The 14,779-nt window shown below is 28.4% G+C and carries 1 protein-coding gene, 1 tRNA gene, 1 pseudogene and 1 other annotated feature (1 of these 4 cut by a window edge); of the genes and pseudogenes, 2 read left to right on the top strand and 1 reads right to left on the bottom strand.

The genetic code is table 11. The features are described from left to right. Window positions 1-1,480: 1,480 nt before the first annotated feature. On the top strand, window positions 1,481-3,490 hold the full coding sequence (gene uvrB, locus GFV14_RS03255) for an excinuclease ABC subunit UvrB (RefSeq protein WP_457914236.1): 2,010 nt from the start codon (window positions 1,481-1,483) through the stop codon (window positions 3,488-3,490). Between the two features lie 2,923 nt (window positions 3,491-6,413). Here the strand turns inward: uvrB and phrB are convergent. Further along, window positions 6,414-7,879, bottom strand: a pseudogene (gene phrB, locus GFV14_RS03250) (deoxyribodipyrimidine photo-lyase). Window positions 7,880-12,370: 4,491 nt separating this feature from the next. On the opposite strand from phrB, the gene GFV14_RS03245 reads away from it, so the two are divergent. Then, window positions 12,371-12,443 (top strand) — tRNA-Glu (locus GFV14_RS03245). Between the two features lie 361 nt (window positions 12,444-12,804). Next, window positions 12,805-14,779, top strand: a sequence feature (mutual gap in cmsearch alignment for this rRNA model is longer than 100); it runs 681 nt beyond the window's last position.

Genomic DNA, 14,779 nt, shown 5'->3' with positions numbered 1-14,779 from the left:
TTGAGATTATCATGTTAGATTTGATATCATTGATAACTGAAAATAGTTATAATAAAAATGCGTTCACAATTTGTGTTTGGATTTTTTTTAATTTTTTTATGACGTCAGAGAAGCTATTGACGGTTTTTAGTACGTTGTATTTAGAAAACTTAGACAATGAATTTTGTTGCTTTAATTTGTGAAACATGTTCTTTGAACTTGTTTTCGTTTTCGTAGAAAATACTTAAATGTATTCACATATAGTTGCTTAGCTAAAAAATAATATTTAATTTAGCGCTATCATTTTTTATATGTATTTTAAAATTAACTGTACTGAATAAACGATTTCTTGATAAAATTGTAATAATATTTCTTGAATACATTTTATTGGATCAAAAATAATCTATTATTATCACTTTCTGATATTAATATAAATCCTGTAAGTTCATTAGAAAAAGTTTATTCAAATTAAAAGATTAGATTTTCTTACTTTGTATGTTTTACCAATCTGGTCGGTCTTTTGTTGTTAAACATTAATTGTTCATACTGTCTAATAGATCTTAAATTAGTGGTATAAATAATATTATTTTTAGTTAGTGTAGGCGATTTCAACAGTTTTTTAGATTATGATAGTCTATTTGAAACTCGTTTTTTATTAAAAAAATTTAATTTTTTATTTTATTCAATTTAACAAATTAGGTAATCAATACGTTAATATTATAATAAAAGCAAATTAAACAGTTTTAGTAGCTGGGAAAAGCAGATAGATCCAGGAAACTAAATATACAACTTAAAAAATTAGTTTAATTACACAGCTAAATTATATAAATTTTTATTATATTTTTTTCTGAAATATAGCAAAATATATTCTCTGATTAATTTTATATTATTGAAGGTTTTGTCTAGTGTTAGAAATTACTAACTATACAAGTATTTTAAGGAAGTAAAAATACAACTATTTCGCATCTATTTATTAATATTATTAAAAATATGAGTTAAGTGTGAACATTTTCTATTTCTTTCAATGAGAGTGTGGAATATAATTATGATTATAATTAGCTTGATAACCAATTAGATGAATTTTCGTTTGCTTTTATCTATTGTATTATTTTCATTTTCTCTCATTCTGAGAGCATGAAAGTAAGAAGTATATTTAGAAAATTTTAAATAAGTGTTTAAATAAAAAATAATAAAGAATTTGTAGAATTTCATATTATTTATAGGTAAGATTCTTCTTTTATCAAAAAGTTATCACACCTTAAAGCAGTCTTATTCGTTATCTGAGATAATATTAAATTAAAATAGATGTGATGTATTTTAAAAAAGAGTGGAAAATTTATCTTAAGAATAAAATATATAAATAATCTAGTTCACGTGAAGATTTAAACATAACTTAATTATTAATAACAATGAAATAGATTATAGAGCATTGTGCAATGAAGCAAGTACAGTTTGTTTTTAGTTAGTATTGTAAGGAATAATGATATTAACGGGCGAGATAATGAGTAAAATATTTAAATTATATTCTGACTTTCAGCCTAGTGGAGATCAATCTGAAGCCATTCATCTTCTTTCTGAGGGTTTACAAAAGGGTCTGTCTCATCAAACTTTGTTAGGTGCAACAGGCTCAGGTAAAACATTTACTATTGCAAATGTGATCGAAAAAGAAGATCGTCCAACCATAGTGATGGTTCATAACAAAATTTTAGCAGCACAACTCTATAGTGAGATGAAAGCTTTTTTTCCAGAAAATTCAGTTGAATATTTTGTTTCTTATTATAATTATTATCAACCAGAAGCGTATGTACCCAGTTCTAATACTTTTATTGAAAAAGACTCATCTATCAATGAGCATATAGAACAGATGCGTCTATCTGCAACTAAAGCACTTCTTGAACGGCGTGATGTTATTGTTATAGCTTCTGTCTCTGCAATTTATGGTTTAGGGGATCCCAATAGCTACATGCAAATGCTCTTGCATTTGACTGAGCGTATGATAATTGATCAACGCTCAATTTTACGTCGTTTAGCCGAACTGCATTATATACGCAATGATCAAGTCTTTACACGAGGGACTTTTCGAGTGCGTGGCGAAGTGATTGATATCTTCCCAGCTGAATCTGATGAGCATGCGTTAAGGATTGAACTATTTGATGAAGAAGTTGAGCGTCTCTCTTTATTTAATCCATTAACTGGTAATATTCAATATCGTATTTCACGTTTTACTCTTTACCCTAAAACACATTATGTGGCGCCAAGAGACCGTATTTTAGAAGCGATATCAAATATTAAAGTAGAATTGCTTGATAGGCGGAGAGAATTCCTAAAAAATAATAAATTAGTTGAAGAACAGCGCATTACTCAGCGCACACAATTCGATCTTGAAATGATGAATGAAATTGGTTATTGTTCAGGTGTTGAAAATTACTCGCGATATCTATCGGGTCGTGCGCCAGGTGAAGCACCGCCTACTTTATTTAATTATCTTCCTGTCAATGGTTTGCTAGTAATAGATGAGTCACACGTTACTATTCCACAAATATGCGCGATGTATAAAGGTGATCGTTCTCGTAAAGAAACATTGGTTAAATATGGTTTTCGCTTGCCTTCTGCATTAGATAATAGACCAATGTGTTTTGAAGAATTTGAAGCATTGTCACTTCAAACTATTTATGTGTCTGCAACGCCTGGTGACTATGAAATACAAAAATCGGGTGAAAAAGTTATTGAGCAAGTGATTAGGCCTACAGGATTGCTTGATCCTATTATTGAAATACGTCCAGTAGTAACACAAATAGATGATTTACTTTCTGAAATTCATGTTCTAGCAAAAAAAAATGAACGTGTTCTTGTGACTACGCTTACAAAACGTATGGCAGAAAACTTGACTCAGTATCTTTCAGAACACGGTGAAAAAGTGCGTTACCTACACTCGGATATTGATACAATAGATCGAATTGAAATTATTCGAGATTTTCGTTTGGGTCAATTTCATGCGCTTGTAGGGATAAACTTACTTCGAGAAGGTTTGGATATACCGGAGGTCTCTTTAGTGGCTATTCTAGATGCCGATCAAGAAGGTTTTTTACGTTCTGAACGTTCATTAATACAGACTATTGGACGTGCAGCACGTAACCTTAATGGTAAAGCAATTTTATATGGTGATCGAGTAACTAAGTCGATGCAAAATGCGATTCGAGAGACTGAGCGCCGCCGAGTTAAACAACTTGAGTTCAATCAGAAGCATGGTATTGTTCCAAAAGGTTTGAATAAAAAAGTATCGGATATTCAATATTTTAATTATAAATCATCTGTTATAACCAAAAATTGTAGTAAAAATGATAAGAAGGAAAATCAAGACAATGATACTCAAGTGATTTCTAAAAAAGAGCTTGAACAGCGTATTGCTCAGTTAGAAGTAAAAATGCATCAACATGCGCAATGTTTAGAGTTTAAAGCGGCAGAAAAGGTGAGAGATGAGTTACAAGAACTTAGCAAGCGTTTATTATGAACTTTAAGAGAATAGTCAAGTGAAATATTTATTTTATAGGGAATTGATTTTTTATTTATATTATGCACAACTTTAAGTTGTGGATAATAATGTATATCAAAACAATTTTTAACTATAAGTCAATGGTTAGTCTTAGATCCGTATAAGTAACTTTCTTTATGCTAATTAAATTTTATCTTGAGTTTTTTAAAATCGATATTACTGTACTATTGTACATATTCAATGATTTGCAATGTTTTGAATTAGTACAATACAATTATTAGTAATTAATTATTGTATTAACGTTAAACTATTTTATAGAATAATGTATTGTTATTGTTATTGTTATTGTTATTGTTATTGTTATTGTATATTTATCAGTATCGAGATTAATCTTTGTAGTCAATTGATATTGAAGATTTTTAGAAAAAGAGTTGTGATTCTTACATGACGATTTACAATAAAATTCATTAATTAATTGATAATTATGTATATTTTCAGTATTTAATACCAATCATATATATTATTAGCATATAATGTATTGCGGTATTTGGTGTAATTTACTAATATTATTAAATTTTAACATACGATGTATAAATAGATGATGAATATAAATATTTATCAGTGATGACTTTTAGGTAAGTCTTAAGTTATTTAGTATTTTTACAGAAAAATAATGAATCTTAGACTGATAAATGTAAAGCTGTATTTAAAACTTTTTATAGTTTTTCAGTATTTAGCAATATTGTCCAATAAACTCAATATATGTTTGACAAATCTAGAGATTTGAAATTGCATTGAACATATAATGTTATTTTACTATAACAATGATTTCATCAAATATATGATAGACACTATTGTCAATATTAAACTAATATAACTATTATGTCTGTATATGTTTGATGTATACTATTAATTTTTCTAAAAATTAAAGTTATTCAGTGACTGCGTCTGTGAGTGATATTCTCTATTATTCTTATAATTGTTCAGATTAGACTGTGAATATATACTATAAATACTCGTTTAATATCGAAAGTTTTTATTTACCTCATGCTTCTCACTCATTATATCTAAATTTTTAAGATTGCTTAAATTAATGATCACGAAAGTTGTGTTAACGTTACTATTTTAGTGACACAAAATCTAATAAATTATATTTTAAATACTCTTTTTAATAAGTTTAGTTTTGTTTTTTTATATTTTATTTTCTATAGTTTAAAAATCAAGGTAATATATATTTTTTAAAAAAAATCACTAGCAAGTACCCATTATTGATACCTTATGTTTCGAATAGAAATCGTCGTTAAATATACCTTTTCTCTACTTATTAAATGCTTTCTTAGTATAGTTATTTTTACTGTAAGTTAATGCAGGGTGACTAATATATCTAGTCATGCTGCATTAACATGGATGTTATTTGTCTATACTAAGTTAACAGTAACGTATCTAGATTATAATGCGATATATTCTAAAATAATTATCTGGATCAATAACAGAATGAATAATAATAATTAATATTACATGCGCTAAAACTAATCACTAATCTTTCAAGATGAAAACTTTTGAATGACTTAAAAATAAATTAGCAAGAATCTTAAAAAGATTGCTTAAATTCTCTGCAAATAAGCTAACGTTTGATTTCAGCATGTAATTATTGATATTTCGTCGAATATCATTCATATAGATCAATATTTTTTTCAACTTATTAAGAAAATTTTGATAATTTTAAAGAAAGTACTATTAGTAATATAATTTTTATTTATAAGTAAAAATAAATATGGTGTATTCAGTGATGCTAGTAATTTTTAGTAAGTACATTATGATTATGACTGAAACAATACTTAATTCAATTAAATAAGTTTTTATTGGTTATAATAAATTATAATAGAATCATATAATAGATTATTCTTAAATATATTAAGAAAATATAATTATATTATCAGTATAGCTGAAATTATGTTACAATTGTTAAGACACTGGGTTTTATAGTAAAAGCTCAGTGTTATATATATGTGAATAGTAATAGTGAAACTGATAAGACAATACTCTTTGTTATTTACGGTCTAATAACGTAACACGAAGCTTGTTAGATCCACATATTTTAGTGAATGTTCATGATGAATTACTTTATTTACAGCTATCGAACTTACAATATTTTGATTCTTATTAAATGTTAAGGATATTGTTCATGTTTATGTAAAACTTTTACTTAATTTTAATAAACTTCATTGAAAATATTAGTTTTTACTACAAATTTAACTATATTAGAATTCGTGCAGTATTAAAAAACATTCTCGAATATATATAAACAAGATCTATAAAGATGGCTATAAGAAAATCTTAGTCGTTATTTGATGTACTGTATTAATAAATATTTTATATTGAGTCGCCAGTATTACCGAAAAGTTCTTGATGTAAATTTATTAACTATTTTTATTAACTAATATTTTAACTTACTAAGTTTATTATTAATAGTTATTTTAGTATTAATAAGCATATATTGAATGCAATTCATGCCTCTTTAGTGCAAGTTTTAAATAAGGTTTTTTAATTTATTTAAAAGAGATATTAGAGATTATAAGTGTAAATCTTGATCATTTAGTAATAAACTGTTACTTCAATCATTATTAAATTGTACTATTATTTTTGATCTGTGTGTAGAGAATTAGTAAAGTAAAAATCGCATAATGATCTAAATGATTTGAATGATTTAATATGATAAATACAAGATACAATATGCTTAAGTAAGAGATAATTAGATAATTTCATTCTGACCGTGATTTTTTTTAGCAGAAAAAATTAATAACTAAAATATGTTTTAAACTAAGACAGTTATTATGTATGTGTGTTTCATGCAAGGGTTTGTATTAAATATAATAATACTTTCAAATAAAAACATAATAATCTAAACTCGATTTAAGATAGATAGATTTAATCCACATACTTAAAAATACTTGTGATATTTTAAGTATATTGTGGAGTGTTTTAGCTTTCCTGTTTTAAAGGCATTTAGCGTGATGAGTCTGGCATGTTGATGATTAACTATTGGTGTTGGATAGTTCAATGCAATGCGGTTTTTTGTAGCCCACTCATGAGGAGTATGAATATATTTGTCTGGAACTACACGTAGTTCTGGTAACCAAGCACGAACAAATTTACCTTGAGGATCAAATTTTTTACCTTGTGTAGTTGGATTAAAAATCCGAAACCAAGGTGAAGCGTCGACGCCAGTTGAAGCGGCCCATTGCCAGCCTCCATTATTGGCAGCAAGTGTTCCATCAATTAATTGCTGCATAAAATATTTCTCACCAAGACGCCAATTAATTAATAAATCTTTAGTTAAAAAACTAGCACTAATCATCCTTACTCTGTTATGCATCCAACCTATTGCATTTAATTGACGCATGCCAGCATCAACAATAGGATAACCTGTGAGTCCTTTTTTCCATATTTCAAAATAAATCTTAGAGGTGCTCCATGGAATGCATTGAGTCCATGGAATAAAGGGTTGATGACAACATAGACCTGGAAAAGTAACTAATAAGTGATGGTAAAATTCACGCCAAATAAGTTCATTAAGCCAAGTAAATGAACCACTGTTGATAGTATTAAACACTTGAGGGTTTTTAGCGATTAATTGGTTTAGACATTGACGTGGTGATAATACTCCAATAGCTAAATAAGGGGATAATTGGCTAGTTCCATCTAATGCAGGAATGTCTCGGTGTTCTTGGTAGTGCTGAACTATGTCATGGCAAAATTTTTCAAGTTTTTTTAATGCAGCGAATTCTCCTGCTGGGAAATTTGGAGCTATATTGATCACGGTATATTCAAATAAAGATGTTATTTTTTCGATAGTAATATTTTGTGTTCGTGGTTTAGGTTTTGGTAAGGACTGAAAATCAGTTAGAGCAAGTCGTGATAGGAATGCATGTCTAAATGGGGTATAGATTTTATACATTTTTCCGTTTTGGTTTTTCACTGATTTTGGAGGTAAAAGCAGAGCGTCATCAAAAGCATAAATATGAAATAAATGTGGTTGCATCATAATCCATTCATCCCGATTGCGTTCATTTAATTCATATTGATAATTAAAAAATAATGCATCAATGTTTTTTTTTTAGAAAATTCAAGTACATATTCTCTAGATTGTAAAAAATTAGACAACGTTTGGCAAATTAATGGAATGCCTAATTGAGCAAGCGCATTACGTAATGCCATTAGATTTTGATGTATAAAAGTAATTTGTCGGAGGGATATATCATGTTTTTTCCATTGTTCCGGTGTAGCGATAAATAAAGCAATGACTTTTGCTTGAGGGTCAGTGCAAGCAAATGACAGTGCTTTATTATCAGTTATCCTAAGGTCGTTACGGAACCAAACTAGATGCAGTGATTGTTTTTTACGCATAATATATTAAATGGTCTTATTTTATTTGTACTTTCAATAACTATTTTCTAGATTATTTAAAGTATAGACAGCATGAACAACTTAATTATAAATTATGATGCTGAATTAATCATTGATTTACATATTTTCTTAGATGTAGCAATTTTAGTTCTTGTATTTTATTTTTTATTCAAGATTTTATACTATTTACTTAGAATCTATTTCGTTATTTTTTATCTAGTCAGAGACTGCTGAGATTCTGCCTCTAAGTTGATGAGTAGCTGTTTTTAGGATTATAATACTCAGTATATAAAAAACATACATATTATTACGATTAAATAGAATATTGGTATATTAATAGATTATTAAGTTAATTTTATCCATTTAAGATACTATTGGTAATATAAAGTCTTCTATCAAAATCTAAATATTACAAGTGATAGCTAATCCATTGTAATGAATATATAGTGGGAAAATAAAATTTAATAAATGTTATAAAAGCTAGAGATAGTTAAACAAACCTCAAGAATTAGAAAACTACTAAAAACCCTTTTTACTGATCTATTATTAATACAAGAAAGATAAAACAGAGTAAAAGTATTGAGTTCAAACTTTACATGATGATCAACAAAAAGCATATTGTTGTACTACTGTTCACTTTGATTATTAACTAAACTTACCCTACATTAATCATAATTTTACTGATGATAGATATTCTATGATCTGGTAAATTATTGAATATATATGATAAATCACTTAAATACATGTGATTTCTGTACATTAAATTATATTTATAATAATGATTCATTGAATACAGGTCATTAAAATTTTTTAATATTTTAAAATGACTTAACGAAAATACATTTTTAGCATATTATAAATATTAGTTTTATTTCGTTATGAAATTATTTATTCAATAAGAGCATATCTCAGATAAAAGCCAATAATATTGAGAAGTAATCCTAAATAATACAAGAACTTTCCAATTGATTCGTAAAAGATGTTTTATATAATATAAAAAATTAAGATTCTTATTGTCATGCTAGACAATCGTAATTTTCAATCGGGTTAAGACTTGTCTATGAAGAAAACGTACTTAAGTAAATCTGTAAATAGAGAAACTTTATTCTAGTGTTAAATGATCAGAGAAAAACAATAATTAAAATATCCATGCCATCATGAGAAAAATTAGTTCGGTGCATCGTACATTGATAAAGGTAATGATAGTAATTATAAAGATTTTCGTTTTTATATTTGCTGTGAAAGAGTATAAAATCACATCTTCACAATGAAGGCACTGAAAGAAAAGAAAAAATGTTATGAACATTACTATTGTTTGATAGATTAGTAATATTTCGGCAAGATTAGACATTGCATATAAAATAACTCAGATACTATAGTTCTCAGCAATCTATCTTATCACTTAGCACATTTATATTAATTTTTTTAATTTATATAATGAATGGTTATGATAGTATTAATATTTTAAGGTTTTTATTTTTTTATAAAGTTTATAGAAGTATCTTCTTGCTTTAATTATAAAAATAAACCGTATTTTGAATTGACTAATATCTACATTTGGAGTTAGCTGGATAGAAACAAAGACTAGTCTATTAGTATAGATGTTCTTTTTTATATGTAGTATATGTTAAATTATTATCAAAAAAATTGGAATAATATACATTATAATAACTGATACATGTTACTTTAAAGCTTAAAATTTATTATAAATAACTGCGTATATGAGTATATAATAAAAAACAGATCTCTTGTTGCTTAAAAAATAAAATCGATACTTATAAAAACTTAATAATGAAATATAAAATATTAGCTTATATATATTATTAGTGTATTTTAGCGTTTTAAAACTCTATATATTACTTTTTAACTATTTGATTTTTTGTTATATTACTCCATTAAAAATCATCATGTATCTATATTTTTATCTGATAGTGTAGATTGAATTTACTACTTGTAACAGTGAAAACGTGAAAGATATAGACATTTTTAATGCATGAATTATATGTAATTTATCTCAAATTTTGAGTTTTTTAAAAATTAACATATTATGATCTTTATTCTAAAAATTTATTTTTCTAATAGGTAAAAATGAAAATTTAAAGCGTGATTTGTATAAATAAATGAAGAATTTATGAAAATTTCTTCAATATAATAATTGTATGTTTATAATAATACACAATATCTATATTACTAAATATTAGTTGAACAATATTTAAATAAATTAGATTTTGTTTATCATTTACCTTAAGTGTACTCTCTTTAAGAGTAATACTGTTATATAATGTGTTTTTTTGTGTATTCTAACTATTTATTTTCAGTATTATTATATTACTGAATGCTTTCTCTAGAAAGAACATCTCATATGTCATTTTGTAAATTTTAAAAAAGAAATTTTTAAATAGATTTCATCTGTTCTGGAGTATATGTGAAAATATAAAGTTAATAAAGTCTTTATCAGCTCTGTAGAGTATGTTAAAACTACTTTTATAATAATATTCATCAAGATATTAATACCACCAATATAGATTGAATATAGATATTGAAGAAAATAAAAATTATTTTTTAGATAATTATCTAGAGAAATCTAATATTTACTTCATGTACTTGGAGTAATAATAAATAATCTCTGCACATACATAGATTTTAGATAACTGATAGTTTATAAAAATAAAATCATATATTACGACTATGTTAGTAGATACTAGATATTATTTACATGAGTGACATACTTTGATATAGTGTGTATATCATATTATGAGTATAATTGTTAATTATAGTAATTACGTAAAAAGTCTATACTAGTAAATTTTAAAAAATGTTTAATTGTTGAGCATAACTTTTGTAGACTTGACAATATTACTCAATGTAGAAAATAAAAAAATAAAGATTCACATTGAATAACTGTTTTTAATTTTTGAACTACTATCTATTCTCTTTTTGCTGAATTGAAAGAGCATGAACTGATTTTAGAAATAATATAGAGTTGCTCTATATATGTTTTAAGTAGTTTTTAAAGAGACTATTTATTGAACATTTTTATTGTTTGAATTATTATTATTGAAATAAAAATTTAAGAACAGAAAGAAAATAAAAAAGTTGCAAAAACTTTTTATTTTCTTTATAATATGATGATTTATTTTCTCATGATCATTTAATGTAAAAACATTAAAAATTAGCAGACACAAGATGAAAATATATTTCAGAGAATCTAAAAAGATTAGCGAAAAAAAAGCTTGACTCTTGATGAGAAAAAACATACAGTAGGTTATTCGTCGACGGTAACCTCAGTGGTTAGAATTAAAAAATAAGTTGTAACGCTCTTTAAAAATTTATCTAACAATCTGTGTAATCACTGAAGATGCTATCAGACAATATTAATGTATACTTTTAAAAGTGTGTTTAAAAGTGACTTTTAATTAATTTATTATCATAAAAAATTTAAACTATGATAATCAATAATGTTTTAAAAAATGAAAAAACTTTTAATTAACAAACTTAATTAAAGTGTGTTGTGACTCTGACATGTCAATTAAAAATACAAGTTGAGAAATAACTAAAATTTCCTTGTTATTGACAAAAAACAGATAGATAAGTATTATATAATATATAGAAAGCTACTATAATAAAAAAATTATTAAAAATCTTCATTACAGTACTACTTAGTTTTTCCAGTAAAAACAGTATTGTATTTATTATAACAATCAATACAAATTTGATTAAATAATATCATATTTTTAGAATTTTAATCAATGACATATTGACGTTAGTGTTATCAACAACTGATTATAATAATTCAAAGTATCATTAACCTCATATCAAATGTGATTTCATATAAGTTTCTTAATTAAGCAACACGTTTCATAAACGATCTGTTAATTCGTATTTTAAAATTATGACGCATAGTGCAAATTAAAATAATTTAAAAAAATATTAAAAAACTTTAAAAGTATGAAAATTTATAATTTGTATTAATGTGTTATATTAGTGAACCGTTCATAATATATTAACAATAAACTAAATAAAGTAAAAATAAAAAACAGGTTACTTTAAGAAAGTATAATCTTGATAATGATCTTTACATAACTGCTGAAATAGTATATATGAAAATAGTATTTTAAAAATATATACAATGAAAATCTTTAATTTTGTTCTGTATTCTATGACCTTAGAATTTTGATCATTTTATATAAAAATTTATAATTGAATGTGTTTAAATGATATGTATCAATATTTATTGAATAGAATTAATAAAATAAATATTTAATTAATATAAAATTGTTATCAAGTCATTATAAAATTTTTATTAAGTTATTTGATGATTATAAAATATTCATTAACAGTGTTCACGTAGATTGTATGATAACAAATAAGCAATATATAAACTTGTGGGAGGCAAACATAACATAAACTACTTTGTGCTTTATTTTTTTTAGTGAGAAATGTTGCCTATACACAAAAATAGCAAAATAATATTTTGTAATATATTTTTGTGTCCCCTTCGTCTAGAGGTCTAGGACATCGCCCTTTCACGGCGGTAACAGGGGTTCGAACCCCCTAGGGGACGCTAATTGCATTTTTATTAAGTAAAAGGCGATACCTCAATAGTGATTAATTAACTGTTTTAGTGAATATAATCATTATGATCTTTAATAATTTAGAAAAGCTGAAAATTAAAACAACACACATTGTTGTATGTCTAAACAATATAACAATCTCTTAAAACTCGAATTTAAAGTTTTTAGGTTAATTTTTAGTAATATGAAAAGCAAATAAAATTTAAATCTGATAAATGAAGCTAGTGATGCAATTTCTACATCAATACATCAGTAGACAAGCATAACAAGGTGCTTTGTTAAATATATATATTATATATGCTTGATTATATAGTACTAAAATTTTCTGATATAAACATCTTCGGGTTGTTAGGTTAAGTGAATAAGCGTACACGGTGGATGCCTAGGCAATCAAAGGCGATGAAGGACGTGCTAATCTGCGAAAAGCGTCGGTAAGGTGATATGAACCATTATAATTGACGATATCCGAATGGGGAAACCCAGTGCAATGCGTTGCACTATCGTTTGATCAATACATAGTCAAACGAAGCAAACCGAGGGAACTGAAACATCTTAGTACCTCGAGGAAAAGAAATCAACCGAGATTCCCTCAGTAGTGGCGAGCGAACAGGGAACAGCCCAGAGCATTAATCTGCGTAAGTATTAGGAGAACAGTTTGGAAAAACTGGCAGTAAAGGGTGACAGCCCCGTATCTAAAAATGCTTATGTTGTGAGCTCGAAGAGTAAGGCGGGACACGTGTTATCTTGTCTGAAAATAGGGGGACCATCCTCTAAGGCTAAATACTCTTGATTGACCGATAGTGAACTAGTACCGTGAGGGAAAGGCGAAAAGAACCCCGAAAGGGGAGTGAAATAGAACCTGAAACCGTGTACGTACAAGCAGTAGGAGCCTTAAATTATCAAGGTGACTGCGTACCTTTTGTATAATGGGTCAGCGACTTATATTCTGTAGCAAGGTTAACCATATAGGGGAGCCGTAGGGAAACCGAGTCTTAACTGGGCGAATAAGTTGCAGGGTATAGACCCGAAACCCGGTGATCTAGCCATGGGCAGGTTGAAAGTTAGGTAACACTAATTGGAGGACCGAACCGACTAATGTTGAAAAATTAGCGGATGACTTGTGGCTGGGGGTGAAAGGCCAATCAAACCGGGAGATAGCTGGTTCTCCCCGAAAGCTATTTAGGTAGCGCCTCGTGAATTCATCTTTAGGGGTAGAGCACTGTTTCGACTAGGGGGTCATCCCGACTTACCAACTCGATGCAAACTACGAATACTAAAGAATGTTATCACGGGAGACACACGGCGGGTGCTAACGTTCGTCGTGAAGAGGGAAACAACCCAGACCGCCAGCTAAGGTCCCAAAGTCATAGTTAAGTGGGAAACGAAGTGGGAAGGCTTAGACAGCCAAGATGTTGGCTTAGAAGCAGCCATCATTTAAAGAAAGCGTAATAGCTCACTGGTCGAGTCGGCCTGCGCGGAAGATGTAACGGGGCTAAATTATGCACCGAAGCTGCGGCAGCAATATCTAATATTGTTGGGTAGGGGAGCGTTCTGTAAGCCTGTGAAGGTTTGCTGTGAGGCATGCTGGAGGTATCAGAAGTGCGAATGCTGACATAAGTAACGATAATGCAGGTGAAAAACCTGCACGCCGAAAGACCAAGGTTTCCTGTCCAACGTTAATCGGGGCAGGGTAAGTCGACCCCTAAGGTGAGGCAGAAATGCGTAATCGATGGACAACAAGTTAATATTCTTGTACTGGTAATAATTGCGATGGGGGGACGAAGACAGCTAAGCTAGCCAGGCGACGGTTGTCCTGGTTTAAAGATGTAGGTGAGTATGCTAGGAAAATCCGGTTTACTGTACACTAAGATCTGATGACGAGTCATCAAGGTGACGAAGTAACTGATGCTTTGCTTCCAAGAAAAGCCTCTAAGCTCTAAATTATTATTAATCGTACCCCAAACCGACACAGGTGGTCAGGTAGAGAATACTCAGGCGCTTGAGAGAACTCGGGTGAAGGAACTAGGCAAAATAGTGCCGTAACTTCGGGAGAAGGCACGCTGTTAGTAGGTAAAATCCCTTGCGGATCCAGCCGAAACCAGTCGCAGATACCAGCTGGCTGCAACTGTTTATTAAAAACACAGCACTGTGCAAACACGTAAGTGGACGTATACGGTGTGACGCCTGCCCGGTGCTGGAAGGTTAATTGATGGGGTTATCCGAAAGGAAAAGCTCTTAATCGAAGCCCCAGTAAACGGCGGCCGTAACTATAACGGTCCTAAGGTAGCGAAATTCCTTGTCGGGTAAGTTCCGACCTGCACGAATG

It is taken from the genome of Candidatus Hartigia pinicola, from assembly GCA_020541205.1.
Lineage (GTDB): Bacteria > Pseudomonadota > Gammaproteobacteria > Enterobacterales > Enterobacteriaceae > Hartigia > Hartigia pinicola.
The sequence above is the reverse complement of the archived record's forward strand: the minus strand, read 5'-3'. Positions and strand labels throughout refer to the sequence as shown.

Bases quoted from the DNA above. Each gene is read 5' to 3' on its own strand.
- uvrB (WP_457914236.1), top strand. From the start codon at position 1,481: ATGAGTAAAATATTTAAATTATATTCTGACTTTCAGCCTAGTGGAGAT.